The following is a 22,807-nucleotide window of genomic DNA, read 5'->3' as shown; positions in this document are numbered from 1 at the left end:
GCCAGCCTGTCGCCCCGACAGCGCGCCGCGCGTGGCCGAGCGACACGGTGCTCAAGCGTCGGCGCAGCGTGCTGTTCGCTTTCACTTTCTCGCCACACCTTGCCCTGAACTGATCCGCGCCCCTGCGTCCAGCACCTCTTCGGTGTGACTGCGGGCGCCTGCGTTCGAACATCTTTCAGCGGATTTTCCAGTCGGCCAGGGCCAGAGCCCCTGCACGCCGGCTTGCAAGGAGTGGTACATGAACATGCGTTTGCTGGCGGGCCTGTTGTTCGCCGTGTCGGTGGTCGGTTTCAGCCTCGGGGCGAGCCTGCCGCTGGTGTCGTTGCGCCTGCACGAGGCGGGGGCGGGGACGCTGGAAATCGGCATCATTTCGGCGATTCCGGCGGCGGGCATGATGCTCTCGGCCTTCATGGTCGACGCCTGCTGCAAGCACCTGACCCGACGCGTCATCTACCTGCTGAGCTTCAGCCTGTGCACCCTGAGCATCGCCTTGCTCGAGTGGGCGTTCGACTCGATGCTGTGGCTGGCGCTGCTGCGCCTGGGGCTGGGGATCGGCATGGGCATCGCGATCATCCTTGGCGAGTCGTGGGTCAACGAGCTGTGCCCGGACCATAACCGCGGCAAGATCATGGCCCTGTACGCCACCAGCTTCACCGGCTTCCAGGTCCTCGGCCCGGCGTTGCTGGCGCTGCTCGGTGCCGACAGCCCATGGCTGACCGCCGTGGTCACCATCTGTTATGGGCTGGCCCTGATTTGCATCCTGTTCACCGTGCCCAACGACCATGTCGAACACGGCGATGAAGGCGAGAAGAGCTTCGGCCTGGCCGGTTTCTTCCGCGTCGCGCCGGCACTGTGCATGGCGGTGCTGTTCTTCTCGTTTTTTGATGCCGTGGTGCTGTCGTTGCTGCCGGTGTATGCCACCAGTCATGGTTTTGCCGTGGGCGTGGCGGCCTTGATGGTGACCGTGGTGTTTGCCGGTGACATGGTCTTCCAACTGCCGTTGGGTTGGCTCGCCGACCGGGTCGAGCGCACCGGGCTGCACCTGGTATGCGGGCTGGTGGCGATGAGCATCGGTATCGCCCTGCCGTGGCTGTTGCAGATGACCTGGCTGTTGTGGCCGTTGCTGGTGGTGCTCGGGGCGGTCGCGGGAGGCATCTATACCTTGGCGCTGGTGCTGATCGGGCAACGCTTCAAGGGGCAGGACCTGGTCACGGCCAATGCCAGTGTCGGATTGCTCTGGGGCGTGGGTAGCCTGGTCGGGCCGCTGGTCAGCGGTGCGGCGATGGATGTGGCGCCCCATGGGCTGCCCATGGCGTTGGCGCTGATGGCGGGGTTGTTCGTGTGTTTTGCGCGGCAGGCGTATCGGCGGGCGGGCAAGTTGCAGGCGGTGGTGGACTGAGCGCCTTGTGTTGACTGTGCTGGCGCATTCGCCGGCAAAGCCGGCTCCTACAGGTTCGGCGTTGGGCGCAAGAAGGGTCGTTTCATCGTGGAGCGGTTGGACTAGGATGGAGGTTCCACCGTTGTCGAGCCATGCCGATGATCCTTGCCGACCTTTCGCCCCAGGCCTTTGACGCAGCCAGCGAGCACCTGGCTGGCCAGGACCCGGACTGGGCGCGTCATATCGCCGTCACCGGCCCTTGCCTGCACCAGGCCACACCTGGTCGAGAGCCCTATGAAACATTGGTGAGGGCGATCGCCTACCAGCAATTGCATGCACGGGCAGCGGAGGCGATCCTCGGGCGCTTGCTGGCACTGTTTCCCGAAACAGCATTCCCGACGGCGGAACAGTTGCTGGCGGCCAGCCCCGAGATGATGCGGGCCTGCGGGTTTTCCGCGAGCAAGACCGCGACGCTCCATGGCATCGCCCAAGCGCATCTGGAGGGTGTTGTACCCAGTCGGGCAGAGGCCTTGCTGCTATCCGATGATGATTTGGTCGAACGCCTGGTGAGCCTGCGTGGGGTCGGACGGTGGACGGTGGAGATGCTGCTGATCTACAGCCTGGAGCGTTCGGACATCCTGCCAGTGGATGACTTTGGCGTGCGCGAGGGGTATCGCCGGATGAAAGGGTTGGAAAAGGCACCGACGCCAGCGCGGATGCGCGCATTGGGGCAGGCGTGGAGTCCTTATCGCACCGTGGCGGCCTGGTACCTGTGGCGGGCCTGATTGACCTGCGCATTCTCTGTAGGAGCCGGCTTGCCGGCGAACCAGCCACTAGATGAATTACCTGCAAGAATCGGAGTGATCGCGCCAGCCACTGCTGTCAGGCTGAACCTATCGACGCCTGGAGAGACGCCATGAACCCCGTCCCGACCTACACCACCGAAGCCGCCCGTTGGCAGGCCGTGCAATCCCGCGACACCGCCGCCACCGGCCATTTCGTCTATGCCGTGCGCACCACCGGGGTGTATTGCCAGCCAGCGTGCAAGTCGCGCCAGGCCAAGCGCGAGAATGTCGAGTTCTTCACCGACGCCGCCCAGGCCGAAGCCGCCGGCTATCGGGCCTGCAAGCGCTGTGCAGGGGGTACCCAGGCCATGCGCCATAGCGACCTGGTGGCCCGCGCCTGCCGCCTGATCGAAGCCAGCGACCCCGCGCCCAACCTCGACCAGTTGGGTGCGGCGCTGAACCTCAGCCCTTTCCATCTGCACCGTCTGTTCAAGGCCGAAACCGGCCTGACGCCCAAGGCTTACGCCTCGGCGTTCCGTGCCCGGCGCCTGCGCGAGCGCCTGGACAATGCCCCCAGTGTCACTGAAGCCATCTACGACGCCGGCTACAACTCCAACAGCCGCTTCTACGAAAGCGCCGCTGAACGCCTGGGCATGCGCCCGCGTGAGTACCGTGCGGGCGGAGAGGGCGCGACCATTCACTTTGCCCTGGGGCAGTGTTCGCTGGGGGCGATCCTGGTCGCCCAGAGCCAGCGGGGCATCTGCGCGATCCTGCTGGGTGACGAGCCCGAGCCATTGCTCGACGAACTGCAGGACCAGTTCCCCAAGGCGCGATTGATCGGCGGCGATACCGGCTTCGAACGGCTGGTCGCCGAAGTGGTGGGCTTCGTCGAAGCCCCGGCGCTGGGGCTGGCCCTGCCGCTGGACGTGCAGGGCACGGCCTTCCAGGAGCGGGTCTGGCAGGCGTTGCGCGAGGTGCCGGCGGGCACCCGGGTGAGTTATACCGACATCGCCGAGCGCATCGGCGCGCCCAAGGCGTTCAGGGCGGTGGCCCAGGCCTGCGCGGCCAACCACATCGCCGTGGCCATCCCCTGCCACCGGGTGGTGCGCCGCGACGGCGACCTCAGCGGCTACCGTTGGGGCGTTGAACGCAAACGGCAGCTGCTGGACCGAGAAACGGCACTCTCTTAAGCGCCCGGACCGCGTAGAATTCACGCCCTGTCGAGTTGTATAGAGGAACATTCGATGAGGCGTGTCAGCCTTGACCGATTTTATGCGGGGCTTCTGGCCCTGCTGTTGTGCGTGGCCGTGCCCGCCTGGGCCCAGCCGGCCACGCCGGTGTCGCGCCTGGCCGTGGCCGAACAGCAGGTACTGGACGAGAACGCTGGCCTGGAGGAGTTGAGCGAACGGCTCGACCAGATCCGCCAGGGCGTCACCAGCAATGCCAACGACGACCTGCTCGCGCAGTTGCGCCAGTCGGCTCTGCAGGTGCAGCGTCAGGCCGATGTGCTGGTCACCCAGCGCACCGCCGACGTGCAACGCCTGGACGACCAGCTCAACGTGCTCGGCCCGCAGATGCCGGAAGAGGCCCTGAGCCTGACCCGCCAGCGCAAGCAGCTCACCGACGAAAAAAACGAAGTACTGGCCGAGCAGAAGGACGCCACCACGCTGGCCCAGTCGGCCCGTGACCTGTCCACCCAAATCGTCAACCTGCGCCGCAGCCTGTTCAACTCGCAGATCACCAGCCGCGCCGCCAGCCCGTTGAGCCCGGCGTTCTGGTCGAGCCTGATCCGCCCTACCGACGACGACGTGGCCCGCCTGCGCGACCTGCGCGGCGAGGCGTCGGACGCCATGGCCAGTGCCTTCAGCGCCGAGCACCGCTGGTGGTTCATCACCGCCCTGGTCGCCGCCGTGCTGGTCTGGACCCTGGTGCGCCGGGTGCTCGAGCGGCTGCTGGCCGATGCGATGATTCGCTGGCTGCCCGAAGGCCGGCTGCGCCGCAGCGCCCTGGCGCTGAGTGTCAGCCTGGCGACCCTGGGCACCATCTCCGGTTCGGTGTCGTTGCTGCGCTGGGGCCTGGAAAGCAGCGCCGACCTGGGCCCCGACCTCGCCAGCTTGACTAACCACATCCTCGCCCTCGTGGTGTTCAGCGCCTTCATCTCCGGCCTGGGCCGCGCCATGCTGATGCTGCAGCGCCCATCCTGGCGCTTGCCACCCATCGCCGACGAAGTGGCCAGCGCCCTGGGCTGGTTCCCCAAGGCCCTGGCCCTGGCGCTGATGGTGCTGCTCACCCAGGAGCGCATCAACAGCGTGATCGGTACCAGCCTGGCGTTGACCCTGGCCACCAACGGCGTAACCGCGCTGGTGGTGTCGTTGCTGTTTGTCGTGGCCCTGCTGCGCTATCGCCGCGCCCATCGTCTGCATGACCTGGAGCGTCCGAAAGGGCTGGCCGGGCTGATCCCGTTCGTGATCGTGGTGTGGGTGGTGGCGATCCTGTTGACGCTGCTGGCTGGCTACCTGACGCTGGCGTACTTCCTCACCGCCAAGTTGCTGTGGATCAGCGTGGTGGTGACCTGCGCCTACCTGCTGGTCACGGTGTTCGGCGACTTGTGCGAAACGTTGCTGTCCCCTCGCCAGCCGGGTGGCCTGGCCCTGGCCTCGGCCCTGGGCCTGCAGCAACGGCACCAGGCCCAGGCCAGCACGGTGCTGGCGGGTATCGGCCGCACGCTGCTGCTGTTCGCCGCCGCGTTGCTGGTGTTCATGCCTTCGGGCACCAGCCCGGGCGAGCTGCTGCTGAGCCTGGCGGACTGGGACGGCACCGGCGGCAAGGTACTCGGCAACCTCAACATCGTGCCCCAGGACATCTTCCTGGCCGTGGCGATCTTCCTCGGCGGCTGGTTCGCCATCCGCGTGGTCAAGCGCTGGCTGAGCGAGCGCCTGCTGCCGGAAACCGACATGGACGCCGGCATGCGCGCCTCGCTGGTGACCCTGGTCGGCTACCTCGGCTTCCTGTTCCTGGCCATGCTGGTGATGTCCACCCTGCACATCAACCTGACCAGCCTGACCTGGGTGGTCAGTGCGCTGTCGGTGGGTATCGGTTTTGGTTTGCAGCAGATCGTGCAGAACTTCATTTCCGGCCTGATCCTGCTTACGGAGCGCCCGGTGAAGGTGGGCGACTGGGTCAGCCTGGCCGGTGTCGAAGGTGATATTCGCCGGATCAACGTGCGCGCCACCGAGATCCAGATGTCCGACCGTTCGACAGTGATCGTGCCCAACTCGCAGTTCATCTCGCAGAACGTGCGCAACGTGACCATGGCCAACGCCCTCGGGGTAGTCAGCGTCACCTTGACGCTGCCGTTGGAAACCGACCCCGGGAAAGTGCGCGAGGTGCTGCTGGCAGCGTACAAGGAACACGAGTCGATCCTCGATGCGCCGGCCACGTCGGTGACGTTCAAGGACCTGACAAGCAGTGGCATGGTGATCGGGGTGAGTGGCTATGTGGCTTCGCCTCGGCAGGTATCGAGCACGCGCAGCGACCTGCTGTTCACCATCCTCGGGCGCTTGCGCGAGGAGGGCATTGCCCTGTCTTCGCCGCAGAGCATGGTGTTGGTGCAGGAGAGCGGGCGGGCGGCCGACGAGTCCGCTTGATGCCCGTTGGAGCTGCTTTGCAGCCCATCGCGGGTAAACCCGCTCCTACAGGCTCAACGCTGCCCCTGTAGGAGCAGGTTTACCCGCGATGGGCGCAAAGCGCCCCATTGGTACTCAATGCTGCTTGGCCTTTCGAATCCTCAGCAGGATCACCAGCAGCAACAGCCCTGCCACTGGTGCCATCCCTAGCAGGGCCTCCCGTGCCGTCAACCCCGCCCCCAGCACATTCAACCCGCCATACAGCAGCTTGAACAGGTTCAACAGGTAGTAGGTGATCGCAATGATCGACAAGCCTTCCACCGCCCGCTGGATCTTCACCTGGGCATCAGCCCGGGCATTGAGGCTGCGCAGGATCTCGGCGTTCTGCTCTTCCATTTCCACCTGCACCCGCGCCTGCAGCAGGTCGCCCAGGTTGGCGACGTTCTTCGCAAGTTGTTCCAGCCGTTGCTCGGTGGCCATGCAGTAGCGCAGGGTCGGCTTGAAGCGCCGCTCGATGAACACCCCCAGGCGCTGGCAGTCGGCGACATGGCTTTCGCGCAGTTCGCCCAGGCGCTCGAACACCAGTTGCGCATAGGCCTGGCTGGCGCCGAAGCGGTGGCGGGTCTGTACCGTGCGATCCACCACCTGGCGCGACAGGTGGGCGATGGCTTCGAGCAGGGATTTGGAGTCGTGGGGCGCAACATTGGTGCTGCCTTCGGAGAGGCTGACCAGGGTCTTGTCGAAACCATCCAGCTCCTGGCCCAGGGCCTTGGCCGTGTCCAGGGTCAGCGAGGCCATCATGCGATAGGTCTCGATCTCCAACAGGCGGCGGATCATGCGGCCCTGGCGGTAGGCGTTGAGCCGACGGTTGATGAACAGCAAGCGGTTGGTGCCGTCTTCGGTGAGGCGGAAATCGCTCCACACCACCGCATCGCCACCGCCGACACTGGAGCCGCACGGGTCCTTGAAACCGTAGCGGGCGAGGTCCAGGCCCTGTTCGTCGCGCACCAGCACCTGCACGGCGTTGATCACTTGCGCCGCCTGCGGGGCGATGGCCTCGGCGAGCGCGGCGGGTAGAGGCTGCCAGTCGCTGTCGTGGCTGGCGCAGGGCACCACCAGGGTGAGGGTGAAAAACTCAGCGTGCCGCTCCCACTTGAACGGGTGGCCGTCGAGCCGGGTGATGCCCTGTGCAGCCTGGGTGTCGAGGGCCTCGGGGCAACAGCGTTGCAGCAGGGCCCGGCAGTCGGCCTCGCCGCCGAGCAGGGCGAGGTGGTGGACGTGGGCAGGGTCGTCGAAATACAGCGACGGGCGGGCGTGCAGTTCGTTGTGCAGGGCGGTGCGAAGAGGGTGCATGGGGCTGGCCTGGTGTTGTGATTGTGGGGCTACCAGGAGGTGGGACTTCGCGGCGGAGGGGAAAAGTCACGGCTCATTCGCCGACAAGGCCGGCTCCTACAATGAACGTGGCGACTGTAGGAGCCGGCCTTGCCGGCGAAGGGGCCGGAACAGGCGAAGGCGGGATTACGCCCTCAGCCCAGGCACCGCGTCACATGCTTCACCGACTGATACCCCGACAACCCCCAGGGCCCCAGCTCACGCCCGATCCCACTGCCCTTGGTGCCACCCCACGAAGTTTCGACGAACACCGCCTGCACCGAGTTGATCCACACATGCCCGACCTCCAGTGCGTCGGCCACGCGCTCGGCGCGTTCCAGGTCGGCGGAGCAGACGGTGGCCACCAGGCCGAAGCGGCTGTCGTTGGCTTGGGTGATGGCTTCGGCTTCGGTGCTGAAACGCCGTGCGCACAGCACCGGCCCGAAGATCTCCTCGCCCCACAGGCGGCTGCTCTCGGGCACCTCCACATACAGCGTCGGGCTGACGAACCAGCCGTCACGGTCCAGCGCCTTGCCGCCGGCCAGGCACTTCAGGCCTTCTTCGCGGGCAGTGGCGAAATAGCCGGCCACCTTGAGCCACTGCGCCTGGCTGGTCAGCGGCCCCATGTCGACTTCCTCAGTGAGCGGGTTGCCCACGCGCAACGCCTCCAGCGCTGCCTGCAAGCGCGGCAGCAGCGCGTTGGCAATGCCCTCCTGCAACAGCAGCCGCGAGGTGGCCGAGCACATCTGCCCAGCGTTCCAGGTAATGCCGGCGACGATCCACTCCACCGCCTGATCCACATCGCAATCATCGAACACCACGATGGCCGACTTGCCGCCCAGCTCCAGGGTCACCGGCCGGCACTGGGCCGCTGCGGCGCGCATCACCTGGCTGCCGACGCCATTGCTGCCGGTGAACGAAAGCTTGTCCAGGCCGTTGTGGCCACTCAGGGCGGCGCCGGTCTCGGCCTTGCCGTTGACGATGTTCAGCACGCCGGCCGGCAGGCCCAGCTGCTCGGCGATCTGGCCGTAGGCCTGTTCGATCAGCGGGGTGACTTCGGAGGGTTTGAGCACCACGGTGCAGCCCGCCGCGAGGGCCGGGGCGAGCTTCCAGGCGCTGGTCACCAGCGGGAAGTTCCACGGTACGATCAGGCCGACGACGCCAACAGGTTCCAGGCGGGTGCGGGCGGTAAAGCCCGGCGCGGCCAGGGGCACGTCGCGGTTTTTCGCCGGCAATTGCTCGGCCAGCTCGGCGTAGTAGGCGAAGGTGGCGATGGCGTCGTCCAGGTCGATCTCAGCTTCGTGGCGCGGCTTGCCGTTGTTGCGCATCTGCAGGGCGATCAGCTCATCGCGGCGTTGGCCCAACTGCTCGGCGAAACCGCGCAGGTAGGTGGCGCGCTCGGCTGCGCTGACGGTCTTCCAGGAGGCCAGGGCGCGGCGCGCGGCGGCCACGGCCTGGTCGACCTGGTCGGTGCTGGCGGCTGTCAGTTCGGCGAACGGCTGGCCGTCGGATGGGTTGTGGACAACGATGCAGTCGCTGCCCTGGCCTTCGACCCAGCGGCCGTCGATGTAGTGAGGTGTGGTCATGGTCGGATTCCAGTCAGGCCATTTCGGCGGTGGTCACGGGCTTCACGGGCGTGCTTTTGCAGCGCACCCAGCGCGGGCCCCGGGGGCCATACACGCCAGCGGGTTCGGGGAACAGGTTGAGCAGGATCGGGTACAGCACGGCGGCGATACCCAGGGTCACCGGCAGGCTCAGGTCGATGCCGCCAGCCAGTTCACCCAGCGGGCCGACGAACTGCCCCGGCAGGTTGACGAAGCACAGGCCGACCACCGCGCTGGGGATCCACGCACCCATGCCGCGCCAGTTCCAACCGTGGTCGAACCAGTAGTGGCCACCTTGCTGGCCGCGGGTGAACACCTGCAGGTCGTCGGCGTGATAGAAACCGCGACGGGTGATCAGGCCGAGGATCATGATCACCATCCACGGGCTGGTGCAGGTGATGATCAACACGGCGAAGGTCGACACGCTCTGCACCAGGTTGAAGGTGAAGCGGCCGACGAAGATGAAGCCGATGGCCAGCACACCGATCAGCAGGGTGGCGGCGGCGCGGCTGAGCAGGCGCGGGAACACGCTGGACATGTCCAGGCCGGTGCCATACAGCGCCGTGGTACCGGTGGACATGCCGCCGATCACCGCGATCAGGCACACCGGCAGGAAGAACCAGCCCGGCGAGATCGCCAGCAGGCCACCGACGTAGTTGTTGGCGGCGATGTAGTCCGGCGCCTGGCTGGCCACCAGGGTGGCGGTGCACAGGCCAAACAGGAACGGGATCAACGTGGCGGCCTGGGCGAGGATCACCGCCAGCATGATGCGCGACTTGGGCGTTTCGCGCGGGATGTAGCGCGACCAGTCGCCGAGGAAAGCGCCGAACGACACCGGGTTGCTCATGGCCAGGATCGCCGCACCGACGAATGCCGCCCAGAAGCCCGCCTGGCCGAGGCTGACGCTGCCAGCGTAGCCTGCGTCGAAGGGCCCGGCGAAGGCGAAGATGCCCAGCAGGAACAGCAGGCTGGAGGCCCACACCGCGATCTTGTTGACCCACAGCATGAAGCGGAAACCGAAGATGCACACCACCAGCACCAGTACCGCGAACAGGCCATAGGCCAGGCCCAGGGTGAGGTCGTTTTCCGGCAGGCCGACCAGGCGCTTGGCGCCGCCAACCAAGGCGTCGCCCGAACTCCACACCGACAGTGAGAAGAACGCCACGGCGGTGAGCAGTGACAGGAACGAACCGACGATACGCCCGTGCACGCCGAAGTGCGCGCCGGACGACACCGCGTTGTTGGTGCCGTTGAGCGCGCCGAACAGGCCCATGGGCGCGAGGATCAGCGCGCCCACGCCGACGCCGAGCAGGATCGCCCAGACCCCGGCCTGGAACGACAGCCCGAACAGTACCGGGAAACTGCCCAGCACCGCGGTGGCGAAGGTGTTGGCGCCGCCGAAGATCAGGCGGAACAGGTCAAGCGGGGAAGCGTCGCGTTGATCGTCGGGGATCTGTTCGACACCATTGGTCTCGATACCGGTCGAGTGGCTCATGGGGGTGCTCCAGCGCGAATGTTGTCAGCCGTCGGGCGGCCTTGTTGTGGGTGCGATGGCAGTGCGGCAGGGCCGCTTGGAAAGAGATCAGCTTGGCGAGACGACCGACAGGTGCTCGTGGCAGGCCAGCCAGCGTTCGCCGTGCAGGCGGAAGACGATGGTCTCGCGCTCGTTCAGGTCGAGCACTTCACCGGCGACGCGCAGGCGCGTGGCCACGTCGTGCATGAAGATGGCCAGGTCGCCCTGCAGGCTCACCTGCGCGTTGCTGGATTCGCAGCCGAGCACCGCGAAGCCGCCGGCCTGCCAGCTCGCCCAGAGATCTTCATAGGCGCGGCGCGACAGCAGCGGTTGCGGCACAGTATGGAAAAGGAAGGTGGCGTCTTCGCTGAAACAGGCGAAGTAACGGGCGGTGTCGTTGCTGGCGAAGGCGGCGACGAGGTCGGCGGCGGCTTGCCGTACCTGGAGTGTCTGGTCCACAGGAGTGGCCTCACGGTTTATTGTGATTGTTGGTGAAGCGATTCTGGTGGGGGTGGGCAGAGGGAAAAATCGCTGTGGACAAATAATCAGTTCAGGAAATCGTGAACCAATGCATGGGCGAGTTCCTGCCCAGGAAACGGAGCTCTCTGTAGGAGCGGCTTTAGCCGCGATGCGGGTATCACGGTACCTGGCATCCGCTTCGCGGATGATCGCGGCTAAAGCCGCTCCTACAGAGGTCGTGCCAGATCAGCTTGCCCCGTGCTCGCGGACAGCCGCACCGCTTTACATCCATCATCGTTCCCCCAGCGCAACGCTGAGGGTTCACCCATGGGCCTACCGGCCGGCGTCTCTCCTCTCTACCGTTGGTCCTGCCGCCCGCCTGGCCACAGGCCGCACGGGCATCTGCCATGGCCCGCCGACTGACGGTCGCTTCGTTCAGCCTGCGTTGCCTACTCTGTTAATCCCCACGGTGGAGTTGTGGGGCGCGGCCCGACCGCATCGGCCAGGATGGCCTGTTCTCCAAATCATAGAGGAGAGAACGATGAGCAATTTCTCGCAAGCCGCCAACTTCGAAGGCCAGGTGCCGCGCATCGACCCCGACAACGCCACGATGCTGCTGATCGACCACCAGAGCGGCCTGTTCCAGACGGTCAAGGACATGCCCATGACCGAACTGCGGGCCAACGCCATCACCCTGGCCAAGATCGCCAGCCTGGCGAAAATCCCCGTCATCACCACTGCATCGGTACCGCAAGGGCCCAACGGCCCGCTGATTCCGGAAATCCATGAGGCCGCGCCGCACGCGAAGTATGTAGCCCGCAAAGGCGAGATCAACGCCTGGGACAACCCCGAGTTCGTTGCCGCGGTGAAAGCGACCGGGCGCAAGCAACTGATCATCGCCGGCACCATCACCAGCGTGTGCATGGCCTTCCCCAGCATCAGCGCGGTGGCCGCCGGCTACCAGGTGTTCGCGGTCATCGATGCGTCAGGCACCTATTCCAAGATGGCCCAGGAAGTGACCCTGGCGCGGGTGGTCCAGGCCGGCGTGGTGCCGATGGACACCGCCGCCGTCTGCTCCGAGGTGCAACGCACCTGGAACCGCCCGGATGCCGCCCAGTGGGCCGAAGCCTACAGCGCGGTGTTCCCGCACTACCAACTGCTGATCGAGAGCTACACGAAGGCGCAGGCCGTCGTCACCGAGCACGAGCAGCTGGATTCGCAACGCAACTGAACCCACGCATTCCAATCCACGCAAGGAGAAGCATCATGGCATTCCAATACAAGCGCCTGGACAAGAACAACGCCGCGGTACTGCTGGTCGATCACCAGACCGGGCTGCTGTCGCTGGTGCGCGACATCGACCCTGATCGTTTCAAGAACAACGTACTGGCACTTGCGGACCTGGCCAAGTACTTCAAGCTGCCGACCCTGCTCACCACCAGCTTCGAAACCGGCCCCAACGGCCCGCTGGTGCCCGAGCTCAAGGAGCAGTTCCCGGACGCGCCGTACATCGCCCGCCCCGGCAATATCAATGCCTGGGATAACGAGGACTTCGTCAAGGCGGTGAAGGCCACCGGCAAGAAGCAACTGATTATCGCGGGCGTGGTGACGGAAGTGTGCGTGGCCTTCCCGGCGCTGTCGGCACTGGAGGAAGGTTTCGACGTGTTCGTGGTCACCGACGCCTCCGGTACCTTCAACGAGCTGACCCGCGATTCGGCCTGGCGGCGCATGGAGGCTGCCGGCGCGCAACTGATGACCTGGTTTGGCGTGGCCTGCGAGTTGCACCGTGACTGGCGCAACGATATCGAGGGCTTGGGCACCTTGTTCTCCAACCACATCCCCGACTATCGCAACCTGATGACCAGCTACAGCAAGCTGGCCAAGTGACTGTGTGCCTGGGCCCCTCGTCGGGGCCCGGGCCGGTCATGGTGCCACGACCACCGTGACGATCCTCGACGCATGACGGATGATGCAGCGGTGAACCGTGGACGAGTGTTGCCGATGTTCGACCTCAATGACCTGTACCTCTACGCCAAGGTGGTGGAGTACGGCGGCTTCGCGTCTGCCGGGCGTATCCTCGGCCTGCCCAAGTCGCGCCTGAGCCGGCGCGTGGCCAAGCTCGAGGAGCGGCTGGGCGTGCGCCTGATCCAGCGTTCCACGCGGCAGTTTCAGGTCACTGAAGTGGGCCTGGAGTACTACCGCCATTGCCTGGGCATGCTCGAACAGGCGATTGCCGCCGAGGATGCGGTCGAGCGCAACCGCGGCGAACCCCGTGGCATCGTGCGCCTGGCGAGCAGTACCCTGCTGCTCGATTCACGTCTGGCGCCGATGCTGGCGAACTTCATGGCGCAATGCCCGGTGGTCGAGTTGCTGGTCAAAAGCTACAACCGCCGGGTGGATGTGATCGGCGAGGGCTTCGACCTGGTGCTGAGCGTGCAGCACCAGCCACTGGAAAGCAGTGAGCTGGTCATGCGTAGGCTCGCGCCGAGCCGGCAGTGCCTGGTGGCTTCACCCGACTTGTTGGCTGAGCACGGGCGCCCCGCGTCGCCCGCGGAGCTGGCGACGCTGCCAAGCCTGAGCTGGGGCGGTAACGTGCAGGACTACAGCTGGATGCTGGAGGGGCCAGAGGGCACCGAGGCCAGCGTGCGTCACCGCCCGCGCGTGGTGTCGGATGACCTGGCGGTGCTGTGCGCGGGGGCCCTGGCGGGGGTGGGCGTGGTGCTGCTGCCGGAAGAGGCGGTGAGCGCTGACCTTGCCAGCGGGCGGCTGGTCCACGCCCTCGAGGGCTGGGTGCCCCGAGAAGGGGAGGTGGTGGCCCTGTTCCCTTCCCGGCGCGGCCTGATGCCGGCGGTGCGCAAGCTGATCGATTTTCTCGCCGAGGCGTTCGAGCAGGAGCACACCCAGGCTAAGCCAGTTCGCGTTCGCTGATGCCGGCTGCATGGCCTTTGGGCAGGCTCGCCGCCCAGGTCGCCAGCCCTGCCGCTACGGTTGTCAGCAACGCTCCGGCCCATGGCGTGACCGCCAGCGTGGCTTCGGTGATCACCACGCCGCCGATGGCCGAACCCAGCCCGACGCCCAGATGCATGGCCGACATGTTCAGGCTCATGCCTGCCGGGAAGGTCTCCTCCCCACGCTTGGCCAGGTAGCTCTGCACCACCGGCGAGGTGGTCCAGCTCAACCCGCCCCAGAGCATCATCGCCGGCAGGAACAGCCATGGCGTACCTGCGCTCAGCGGTAGCACCAGCAGGCTGGCGAGGTACAGCAAAGGCGCTATCAGGATGGCCTTGGCCACACCCAGTCGATCAGCCATCCAGCCACCGATATAGCCGCCCGAGACACCGGCGATGCCGAATGCCGCGAACACCGCTGCCAGCCAGTGTGGCTGCACGTGGGCGACCTGCTGGGCATAGGGGGCGAGGTAGGCGAACACGGTGAAATGCCCGGCGATCATCAACAGCGACACCCCCTGCGCGGCCGTCAGGCGGCTGTCGCGCAGATGGCGCACGTAGCTGGCCAGGGCGATGCGTTCGTTGCTCGGCAGCGTCGGCAGCCCACGCCAGGCCATCAGCAGTACCGCCACCGCCAGTGCGCTCAGGCCGACGAACACGCCGCGCCAGCCCAAGGCGTCGCACAGCAGCATGCCGGCTGGCACACCGAGTATCAGCGAGCTGCAGATGCCCATGAAGATCACCCCGATGGCGCGCCCGCGCAGGGCTTCAGGCGCCATGCGCGTGGCCATCAAGGTGCAGGTCAGGCAGGTCAGTGCGCTGGTCGCGGCCATGCCGATGCGGGCGATCAACAGCGCGGTATAACCGGGCGCCCATGCCGCCAGCAGGTTGCACAGGGCGAACAACGCCAGCGTGGCGCACAGCAGGCCACGCAACGGCAGGCGTGTGGTGAGCAGGGGAGAGAAGGGCGCGGCGAGGGCGAAGCTCAGGGAGAAGACGGTGGTCAGCTGCCCGGCCACGCCGAGCGGAACGTCCAGGCCATCGGCCAATGCCGGCAGGATGCCGACCGTGATGTTTTCCGCCATGCCCGTGACGAATGTCGCCAGGGCCAGCAGCCAGATACGCGGGTTCATGTGTTGCCTCCGATAAACAGGCCGGCCAAGGTCCGGACCCATTTGTCCCGACGGTTGACCGGCAGTGGTCAGGTCCATCGGGTTTCGAGGCAGTGCTTCGGTTATCCCGGTTCAAGCAGGAAGAATTGTAGACGGTTGCGCAAGGTGGGTGAAGGTGCGGCGCCGTCCTTGTAGGAGCCGGCTTGCCGGCGAACCGCCCCGCACAGATGAACTACTTCAATTCGGTCTCGATGAACACGATCTCATGGTCACTGGCATTGATCACGTTATGCTCGACCCCCGCCTTGCGGAAGTAACTCTGCCCCGCCACCAGTGCTGCCCGTTTCTCACCTTCCGGGGTCTCCAGCAGCAAGGTGCCGTCGGTCATTGGCACCACCACATAGTCATGGCCATGCAGGTGACGCCCGGTTTCGGCGCCAGGAGCGAAGCGCCATTCGGTGACGATGACCTCGTCGGTGTCCACCTGCACGGTAGGGATAGCCTGGGGGCGAGCGTGTTTCATGAGCGAGTCCTGTCTGCGCAAAAGCGTCTAGCCTGGACCGGGCCGCAGGGGGCGATAAATGCAAATCTGCTGGCAGTCAGTCAGCGAAAAGCTCACCTAAGCCGCAGAAAAAAGAAAACCCCTTGAACGCGAACGCTCAAGGGGCTTTTCCCATCGTGGCCTGTTGGCTCAGACGTTGAAGCGGAAGTGCATCACGTCACCGTCCTTGACGATGTAGTCCTTGCCTTCCAGGCGCCACTTACCAGCTTCCTTGGCACCGCCTTCACCCTTGAACTGGATGAAGTCGTCATAGGCCACCACTTCGGCGCGGATGAAACCTTTCTCGAAGTCGGTGTGGATCACGCCAGCCGCCTGCGGTGCGGTGGCACCCACGCGCACGGTCCAGGCACGTACTTCCTGAACGCCAGCGGTGAAGTACGTCTGCAGGTTCAGCAGCTCGTAGCCGGCGCGGATCACGCGGTTCAGGCCAGGCTCTTCCAGGCCCAGGGCCTCGAGGAACATGTCCTTCTCTTCGCCTTCGTCCAGCTCGGCGATTTCGGCTTCGATCTTGTTGCACACCGGCACCACGACCGCGCCTTCTTCCTCGGCGATGGCCTTGACCACGTCCAGGTGCGGGTTGTTGTCGAAGCCGTCTTCGGCAACGTTGGCGATGTACATCACCGGCTTGCTGGTCAGCAGGTGGAAGCCACGGATCACGGCCTTCTCGTCGTCAGCCATGTGCTTCATCAGGCTGCGCGCCGGCTTGCCTTCGGTGAAGTGCGGGATCAGTTTTTCCAGGATGGCCTTCTGCGCCAGGGCATCCTTGTCGCCGCCCTTGGCGTTGCGCGCGACCTTCTGCAGTTGCTTCTCGCAGCTGTCGAGGTCGGCGAAGATCAGTTCGAGGTCGATGATCTCGATGTCGCGCTTGGGGTCGACGCTGTTGGAGACGTGGATCACGTTCTCGTCTTCGAAGCAGCGCACCACGTGGGCGATGGCGTCGGTCTCGCGGATGTTGGCGAGGAACTTGTTGCCCAGGCCTTCACCCTTCGAGGCACCGGCGACCAGGCCGGCGATGTCGACGAATTCCATGGTGGTGGGGAGGATGCGGTTCGGCTTGACGATCTCGGCCAGCGCGTTGAGGCGCGCGTCGGGCATCGGCACGATGCCGCTGTTCGGCTCGATGGTGCAGAAGGGGAAGTTCTCCGCCGCGATGCCAGACTTGGTCAGGGCGTTGAACAGGGTGGACTTGCCGACGTTGGGCAGGCCGACGATGCCGCAATTGAAACCCATGGGTATTCCCCTTTCTAAAGTGTCAGGCCTTCTGGCTGTGCAGTTCGCGCATCGCCTTGGCGAAGTCGCCGGCAAGCACGTCGGGCATCACGCCGAGGGCAAAATCGATGCTGGCGTCGAGCTTCTCCTGCTCGGCGCGCGGCGCGCGACCCAGGACGAAGTTGGAGACCAGTTTGGCGTCGCCCGGGTGGCCGATGCCAAGCCGCAGGCGGTGGAAGTCGTTCTGGTTGCCGAGCTGCGCGATGATGTCGCGCAGGCCGTTGTGCCCGCCATGGCCGCCGCCTCTCTTGAGCTTGGCGACGCCGGGGGGCAGGTCGAGTTCGTCGTGGGCCACCAGGATCGCTTCCGGCTTGATGCGGAAGAAATTGGCCAGAGCCGCCACGGACTGGCCGCTACGGTTCATGTAGGTGGTGGGGATCAGCAAACGAACATCGTTGCCTTGATGGCTGAACTTAGCCGTCAGGCCAAAATACTTCTTGTCAGCGGTCAGCGACACGCGCTGGGCACTGGCAAGGCGTTCAACGAAAAGAGCCCCTGCGTTATGCCGGGTCTGTTCGTATTCGGGGCCGGGGTTACCCAGGCCGACGATCAACTGGATGGCGGTCACGTCAGGGGCTCTTCCTTGGAGTTGGTGGGTTACGGTGCGCGCGGCACTGTAACCCGATCAACGCCGGCGTGCGAGTGGATTACTCGGCAGCGCCTTCAGCAGCTTCAGCGGCAACGCGCGGGGCGTGGACGTTGGCAACAGCTTTGTCATCACCGTGGGCCAGAGCAACGAACTCTACGCCTTTCGGAGCTTTCAGGTCCGACAGGTGGATGATGGTGCCGACTTCGGCCTTGGACAGGTCGACTTCGATGAACTCAGGCAGGTCCTTGGCTTCGCAGGACACTTCGATTTCGGAAACGACGTGCGAGATCTCGCCGCCTTTCTTGATCGGGGCTTCTTCGCCGACGAAGTGAACTGGAACCTTGGCGGTCAGCTTCTGGCCAGCAACGACGCGAACGAAGTCGGCGTGCATGATGAAGCCTTTGGCCGGGTGACGCTGCATGGCCTTGACCACGACGTTTTGCTTGGCGCCATCGACGTTCAGTTCGATCACGTGGCTGAAGGCAGCTTCGTTTTCGAACAGCTTGGCGATTTCCTTGGCCACGATGGTCAGGGATTGGGCTTCTTTATCGCCACCGTAGACAACGGCAGGGATGTTGGCGGAGTGACGCAGGCGGCGGCTCGCACCTTTCCCCAGGTCAGTACGCGCTTGGGCGTTCAGGATGAAGTCAGTCATTTTGTTTCTCCAAAATAGCCTCCCGAAAGGCGTTTGCGACCAGCGCCAGACGGGGATGGCAAAAAAGCCCCGCCCCAACAACCAGTGTTGGGGCGGGGCGCTTTTCGTCAGCGAGTGTTCCGCTTAGCGGAACATCGCGCTGATCGATTCTTCGTTGCTGATGCGGCGTACCGCTTCAGCGACAACCGGTGCGATATCCAGCTGGCGGATACGGTCACAGGCTTGAGCAGCGGCGGACAGCGGCACGGTGTTTGTCACCACCAGCTCGTCCAGTACCGACTTCTCGATGTTCTCGATCGCGCGGCCCGACAGGACAGGGTGCGTGCAGTAGGCATAGACCTTGGCGGCACCGTGTTCTTTCAGGGCCTTGGCCGCGTGGCACAGGGTGCCGGCGGTGTCGACCATGTCGTCTACCAGGATGCAGGTGCGTCCTTCGACGTCGCCGATGATGTGCATAACCTCGGAGTGGTTAGCCTTCTCGCGGCGTTTGTCGATGATCCCGAGATCGACACCCAGGGACTTGGCGACGGCGCGTGCGCGCACAACACCACCGATGTCCGGGGAAACGATCATCAGGTTCTCGAAACGCTGGTCTTCGATGTCGTCGACCAGTACGGGCGAGCCGTAGATGTTGTCGACGGGGATATCGAAGAAACCCTGGATCTGGTCAGCGTGCAGGTCGACGGTGAGTACACGGTCGATACCCACGACAGTGAGCATGTCAGCGACGACTTTGGCGCTGATGGCTACACGTGCCGAACGCGGACGGCGGTCCTGGCGGGCGTATCCGAAGTAGGGAATCACGGCGGTGATTCGCGACGCTGAGGAGCGGCGGAAGGCATCTGCCATCACCACCAGTTCCATCAGGTTGTCGTTGGTTGGGGCACAGGTGGGCTGAATGATGAAGACGTCTTTACCGCGGACATTTTCGTTGATTTCAGCACTGATTTCGCCGTCGGAGAATTTACCGACAGAAACGTCACCCAGTGGAATATGCAGCTGACGTACGACACGCCGAGCCAGATCGGGGTTTGCATTCCCCGTGAAGACCATCATCTTGGACACGCGCAGTACCTGAAGGCTGAGGGTAACCTGGATGAGTATAAGAAATGGCAGGGGCGGCTGGATTCGAACCAACGCATGGCAGGATCAAAACCTGCTGCCTTACCGCTTGGCGACGCCCCTGTATCTGTTGCTGCGAATTCTTATGAACTCGACTTCTTGATCAGACTTTGCAGCTTGCGATGCAACATCGAAACATTGCTTCCTTTCGCCACAAACCCTGTTTGGGTCTCTGAAAGAAGGGCCAGAACTCTATCAGCTTCGGCTTTGCTTGGGAAGGCCCCAAACACACAACTTCCAGTGCCGGTCATTCGAGCTTCCGTGAATTTACCCAGTGAAATCAGCGCATTGCGAACTTCGGGGTAACGTTGCTCTACTACCGGTTGGCAGTCATTTCGACTGTTTCCCTCGGGAACGGGGCGCATCTTAAGGGGGAGAGAATCACGTGTCAACTCCGGATGCGAAAAAATTTCCGCTGTGCTGACAGACACTTGCGGCACCAGCACGACATACCAGGGTTCGGCGGGGTCGACCGGGGTCAGTTGCTCGCCGACACCCTGGGCGAACGCGGCGTGGCCACGCACGAACACCGGCACGTCGGCACCGAGCGCGAGGCCCAGCGCGGCCAGGCGATCCTCGTTCCAGTCGAGTTGCCACAGGTGGGCGAGCGCCAGCAGGGTGGTCGCCGCGTCGGAGCTGCCGCCACCGATACCGCCGCCCATGGGCAGTACCTTGTGCAGCCAGATGTCGGCGCCGAGTTTGGTGCCGGACTGTTCCTGGAGCTTGCGCGCGGCGCGCACGATCAGGTTGCTGTCGTGGGGTACGTCGGCGATTTCGCTGTGGAGCAGGATCACCCCGTCCTCGCGAAGCGAGAAGCTCAGTTCGTCGCCGTGGTCGAGGAACTGGAACACGGTTTCCAGCTCGTGGTAGCCGTCGGCGCGGCGGCCGGTGATGTGCAACCACAGGTTGAGCTTGGCCGGGGCCGGCAGGGTGAGCTTTTCCATCGCCTCAGTGCCCCAGCTGGCGCGGCTGCCAGTCCTTGACCACCAGGGTGACGTCGATGTTCTCGCCGTGCAGCTTCAGGCGCTCGGGCAGCCAGTAGCCGTTCTGCTCTATATAGCTGAGGTACTCGACCTGCCAGCCATCCTGCGTGAGGCGGGCCAGGCGGCTGTCGCCGTCGAGGGTGAGCTGGCTCTTGCTGTCCGGGGCGGGCAGGCCACGCACCCACCAGACCAGGTGCGACACCGGCAGGCGCCAGCCGAGCTGTTCTTCCAGCAGGGCTTCGGGGCTGTCGGCTTCGAAGCGGCCCTGGTTGGCCACCTCCAGCATCACCCCGCCGGGGCGGCCGGTCAGGCGCGCGGCACCACGGCCGAGCGGGCCGGCCAGGCGGATGTCGTAGTAGTCCTGGCGCTGCAGCCAGAACAGCGTGCCGCTGCCCGAGTCGCGGGGCGCGCGGATGCCGACCTTGCCGTTGATCTGCCAGCCGTCGAGGCTGCTCAACTGTTGCTTGTGCTGGCGCCACAGTTGCGGGTTGCCCTGGCCTTGCACGGCTTCCTTGCTACCGAAGCCGGCGCAGCCGGCGAGCAGGGCGATGAGGGTGAAGGTGATGCAATGACGCAGGAACATGGTTTACAGGCTCTCGGATCCGGTCAGGCGCAGGAGGGTCTTGCGCAGGATGGGGCTGTCGGGTTGGGCCTCGAAGCCCTTGCCCCAGACCTGGCGGGCTTCGCGGCGCTTGCCGTTGGCCCACAGCACTTCGCCCAGGTGGGCGGCGACTTCATGGTCGGGGAAGCGTTCGAAGGCCTGGCGCAGTTGGCGCTCGGCTTCGTCGAGGTTGCCCATGCGGTAGGCGACCCAGCCCAGGCTGTCGAGCACCGCCGGGTCGTCCGGGGTCAGCTGGTGGGCCTTGTCGATCAGGGCTTTCGCCTCGGTGTAGCGGGTGGTGCGGTCGGCCAGGGTGTAGCCCAGGGCGTTGAGGGCCATGGCGTTTTCCGGCTCGCGGGCAATGATGGCGCGCAGGTCTTTTTCCATCTGCCCCAAGTCATTGCGCTTCTCGGCGAGCATGGCGCGGGTGTAGAGCAGGTTGAGGTCGTCCGGGTAGCGCTTGATCGCCTGCTCCAGCACCTGCGCGGCCTGGGCCTCCTTGCCATTGTTGCCCAGGCTTTCGGCTTCGATCAGGTACAGCTGGATGGCGTAGTCGGGCTGCGCCTCGCGGGCTTCGGCGAGCAGGCGCGAGGCCTCCGCGCTGCGGCCATTGGCGATGAGGATGTCGGCCTGGCGCAGTTGCGCCGGCAGGTAATCCGGGCCTGCGCCGACCAAGGCGTATTCGCGCAGGGCGGCAGCCGGCTGGTGGCGCTCCTCGCGGATGCGCCCAAGGTTCAGGTGGGCGGCGTCGGTGTTGGCGTCGCGCTCGACCATTTCCTGCAGGTAGCCTTCGGCTTCATCCCACTGCTTGGTTTCCAGGCACACCAGGGCCAGGGAATAGCGGATCTCGTCGTCTTCCGGGTACTGCTGCAGCAGGCTTTCGAACTCGGCCTTGGCATCGTTGATGCGGTCCTGCTCAACCAGGGTGCGCGCATACGTGAGGTGCAGGCGCTTGTCGTCGGGGTTGTCGCGGATCGCCCCGCGCAGCAGCGGCAGCGCTTCCGGGCCACGGTCCAGCCCTTGCAGCAGGCGGGCGCGCAGCAGAATCGGAGCGATCTCGCCGTTCTGCGCCGGGTGGCTTTCCAGCAGTTCAAGAGCCTGTTCGGGCTTGTCGTCCTGGTTCAGCAGCAGCGCCTTGCCGAACACCAGCTGGCCGTTGTCGGGGTACTTCACCAGCAGGCGGTCGAAGCTCTGCATCAGGCCGTCACGGGTGGCCTGGTCGGTTTCGGCGGCGGACAGCGCGAGGAAGTCGAAGTGGGTGTCGCCCTTGCCCTGCAGCACTTTCTCCATGTACGCCATGGAGTCGTCGTAGCGCCCGGCGCGGGCCAGCTGGATGGCCGCGGCGCGCTGGGCGTCGAGGCTCTGCGGGTCGTTGCGGGCCCAGATCAGCGCGCTGTCCAGGGCCGGCTCGTCGGCGCCGAGGTATTCGGCGATGCGGTAGGCGCGCTCGGAGACGCCAGGGTCTTGGGTTTTCTGCGCCTGGTCGGCGTAGTTGGCCAGGGCGATGTCGAAGCGGTTGCGCTGGCCGGCCAGCTCGGCCACCAGCAGGCTGTAGAGCGTGTCTTGGGTGAACGAACCATACACCACGGGCTTTTCCGCGCTCTTGCCGGCGTTGGCGGCGGGCGGTTGGTCGTCCGTCTTCTGCGGGGCCAGGCTTTGGCAGCCCTGGAGCAGGGCGAAGGCAAGCAGCAATGCGTAGGGTCTGTTCATAGAAGGCTTTAGAAGGGCTAACCGGCGGTCGGAGCATGATGACACAAGCGCGATGGCAAACCCACCTGCGAAGGTCGTGGTGTGAAGCGTGGCTTCGGTCATAGGGACAATGCCTGGCGTGGGAGGTTCGTGCACAGGCATGGCAACAGGCTAGTCAACGGTTGCTTCTTATGGCGGTCGGTGTCGTCTGGGTTCGCCGGCAAGCCGGCTCCTACAGGTACCCAGCCCCAGCACCGTACCTGTAGGAGCCAGCTTGCTGGCGAAGAGGCCGGCCCACTCAACACAACGCTATTGCTTCCACCGTTTTTTTGTTTTTGACTTTCCGGTCAACTGTGCAAGAAGTTGCGCACTCAAATGTGGATAAGTGTGTGGATAGTTCGATGCAGGCCTTGGTATTCGTCATGTACAGCCAACTGCGCAACTTTTTGCCACCACTGCGCAAGAAGTTGCGCAACTTTTGAATGGTTCAAGTTGAAAAGAACACCCAAATGGATATGCGTGCTTTCTAAGTATCTGATTT

The 22,807-nt window shown here is 64.9% G+C and carries 20 protein-coding genes and 1 tRNA gene; 7 read left to right on the top strand and 14 right to left on the bottom strand.

Annotated elements, in window-relative coordinates; all coding sequences use genetic code 11:
* The first annotated feature begins 238 nt into the window (after window positions 1–238).
* The 4 genes from NGM28_RS24945 to NGM28_RS24930 all read left to right on the top strand — a co-directional run bounded on the left by NGM28_RS24945 (window position 239) and on the right by NGM28_RS24930 (window position 5,810).
* The gene (locus NGM28_RS24945; protein ID WP_252091982.1) at window positions 239–1,399 is read left to right on the top strand and encodes an MFS transporter; all 1,161 of its coding nucleotides are present in this window, start codon (window positions 239–241) and stop codon (window positions 1,397–1,399) included.
* Between the two features lie 137 nt (window positions 1,400–1,536).
* Complete coding sequence (locus tag NGM28_RS24940; RefSeq protein ID WP_252091981.1) at window positions 1,537–2,163, top strand: DNA-3-methyladenine glycosylase family protein; 627 nt, start codon at window positions 1,537–1,539, stop codon at window positions 2,161–2,163.
* 131 nt (window positions 2,164–2,294) lie between these two features.
* The gene (gene ada, locus NGM28_RS24935) at window positions 2,295–3,353 is read left to right on the top strand and encodes a bifunctional DNA-binding transcriptional regulator/O6-methylguanine-DNA methyltransferase Ada (RefSeq protein WP_252091979.1); all 1,059 of its coding nucleotides are present in this window, start codon (window positions 2,295–2,297) and stop codon (window positions 3,351–3,353) included.
* A gap of 54 nt (window positions 3,354–3,407) precedes the next feature.
* Window positions 3,408–5,810 carry a DUF3772 domain-containing protein gene (locus tag NGM28_RS24930; RefSeq protein ID WP_252091976.1) on the top strand — a complete coding sequence of 801 codons (2,403 nt, stop codon included), beginning with the start codon at window positions 3,408–3,410 and terminating at the stop codon, window positions 5,808–5,810.
* Window positions 5,811–5,924: 114 nt separating this feature from the next.
* On the opposite strand, the gene NGM28_RS24925 is transcribed toward NGM28_RS24930, so the two are convergent.
* The 4 genes from NGM28_RS24925 to NGM28_RS24910 all read right to left on the bottom strand — a co-directional run bounded on the left by NGM28_RS24925 (window position 5,925) and on the right by NGM28_RS24910 (window position 10,736).
* A complete protein-coding gene (locus NGM28_RS24925; RefSeq protein ID WP_252091974.1) occupies window positions 5,925–7,142 on the bottom strand; it encodes a DUF3422 domain-containing protein in 1,218 nt (405 codons plus the stop codon).
* Window positions 7,143–7,315: 173 nt separating this feature from the next.
* A complete protein-coding gene (locus tag NGM28_RS24920; protein ID WP_252091972.1) occupies window positions 7,316–8,746 on the bottom strand; it encodes an aldehyde dehydrogenase family protein in 1,431 nt (476 codons plus the stop codon).
* Window positions 8,747–8,759: 13 nt separating this feature from the next.
* Window positions 8,760–10,259 carry a purine-cytosine permease family protein gene (locus NGM28_RS24915; RefSeq protein ID WP_252091970.1) on the bottom strand — a complete coding sequence of 500 codons (1,500 nt, stop codon included), beginning with the start codon at window positions 10,257–10,259 and terminating at the stop codon, window positions 8,760–8,762.
* A gap of 87 nt (window positions 10,260–10,346) precedes the next feature.
* The gene (locus NGM28_RS24910; RefSeq protein WP_252091968.1) at window positions 10,347–10,736 is read right to left on the bottom strand and encodes a YybH family protein; all 390 of its coding nucleotides are present in this window, start codon (window positions 10,734–10,736) and stop codon (window positions 10,347–10,349) included.
* Between the two features lie 541 nt (window positions 10,737–11,277).
* Here NGM28_RS24910 and NGM28_RS24905 point away from each other — a divergent pair.
* From NGM28_RS24905 to NGM28_RS24895, 3 genes are all read left to right on the top strand, one after another.
* Entirely contained in the window at window positions 11,278–11,967 is a 690-nt protein-coding gene (locus tag NGM28_RS24905; RefSeq protein ID WP_252091966.1) for a hydrolase, read from the top strand.
* A 35-nt stretch (window positions 11,968–12,002) separates the two neighbouring features.
* Complete coding sequence (gene ycaC / locus NGM28_RS24900) at window positions 12,003–12,623, top strand: isochorismate family cysteine hydrolase YcaC (protein ID WP_240066617.1); 621 nt, start codon at window positions 12,003–12,005, stop codon at window positions 12,621–12,623.
* Between the two features lie 114 nt (window positions 12,624–12,737).
* Complete coding sequence (locus tag NGM28_RS24895) at window positions 12,738–13,664, top strand: LysR substrate-binding domain-containing protein (RefSeq protein WP_252092005.1); 927 nt, start codon at window positions 12,738–12,740, stop codon at window positions 13,662–13,664.
* Here the strand turns inward: NGM28_RS24895 and NGM28_RS24890 are convergent.
* The 10 genes from NGM28_RS24890 to NGM28_RS24845 all read right to left on the bottom strand — a co-directional run bounded on the left by NGM28_RS24890 (window position 13,642) and on the right by NGM28_RS24845 (window position 22,287).
* Window positions 13,642–14,817, bottom strand: coding sequence for an MFS transporter (locus tag NGM28_RS24890; protein WP_252091964.1), 1,176 nt, complete (start codon window positions 14,815–14,817; stop codon window positions 13,642–13,644). The two genes, NGM28_RS24895 and NGM28_RS24890, sit on opposite strands and share 23 nt — an antisense overlap.
* 211 nt (window positions 14,818–15,028) lie before the next feature.
* Entirely contained in the window at window positions 15,029–15,319 is a 291-nt protein-coding gene (locus tag NGM28_RS24885) for a cupin domain-containing protein (RefSeq protein ID WP_252091962.1), read from the bottom strand.
* A 168-nt stretch (window positions 15,320–15,487) separates the two neighbouring features.
* Window positions 15,488–16,588, bottom strand: coding sequence for a redox-regulated ATPase YchF (ychF, locus tag NGM28_RS24880; protein ID WP_252091960.1), 1,101 nt, complete (start codon window positions 16,586–16,588; stop codon window positions 15,488–15,490).
* 22 nt (window positions 16,589–16,610) lie between these two features.
* Entirely contained in the window at window positions 16,611–17,195 is a 585-nt protein-coding gene (gene pth / locus NGM28_RS24875; RefSeq protein ID WP_213659568.1) for an aminoacyl-tRNA hydrolase, read from the bottom strand.
* 79 nt (window positions 17,196–17,274) lie between these two features.
* The gene (locus NGM28_RS24870) at window positions 17,275–17,871 is read right to left on the bottom strand and encodes a 50S ribosomal protein L25/general stress protein Ctc (RefSeq protein ID WP_011532196.1); all 597 of its coding nucleotides are present in this window, start codon (window positions 17,869–17,871) and stop codon (window positions 17,275–17,277) included.
* 123 nt (window positions 17,872–17,994) lie between these two features.
* A complete protein-coding gene (locus tag NGM28_RS24865) occupies window positions 17,995–18,936 on the bottom strand; it encodes a ribose-phosphate pyrophosphokinase (protein ID WP_016391678.1) in 942 nt (313 codons plus the stop codon).
* A gap of 45 nt (window positions 18,937–18,981) precedes the next feature.
* Window positions 18,982–19,056, bottom strand: a tRNA-Gln gene (locus NGM28_RS24860).
* 20 nt (window positions 19,057–19,076) lie between these two features.
* Window positions 19,077–19,937 carry a 4-(cytidine 5'-diphospho)-2-C-methyl-D-erythritol kinase gene (ispE, locus tag NGM28_RS24855; protein ID WP_252091957.1) on the bottom strand — a complete coding sequence of 287 codons (861 nt, stop codon included), beginning with the start codon at window positions 19,935–19,937 and terminating at the stop codon, window positions 19,077–19,079.
* A gap of 4 nt (window positions 19,938–19,941) precedes the next feature.
* Window positions 19,942–20,559 carry a lipoprotein insertase outer membrane protein LolB gene (lolB, locus tag NGM28_RS24850; RefSeq protein WP_213659570.1) on the bottom strand — a complete coding sequence of 206 codons (618 nt, stop codon included), beginning with the start codon at window positions 20,557–20,559 and terminating at the stop codon, window positions 19,942–19,944.
* Between the two features lie 3 nt (window positions 20,560–20,562).
* Entirely contained in the window at window positions 20,563–22,287 is a 1,725-nt protein-coding gene (locus NGM28_RS24845) for a tetratricopeptide repeat protein (RefSeq protein ID WP_240066598.1), read from the bottom strand.
* Window positions 22,288–22,807: the final 520 nt, after the last annotated feature.

The organism is Pseudomonas sp. MWU13-3659, assembly GCF_023757525.1.
GTDB lineage: Bacteria > Pseudomonadota > Gammaproteobacteria > Pseudomonadales > Pseudomonadaceae > Aquipseudomonas > Aquipseudomonas entomophila_E.
This window is presented reverse-complemented; position numbering and strand designations above follow the sequence as displayed.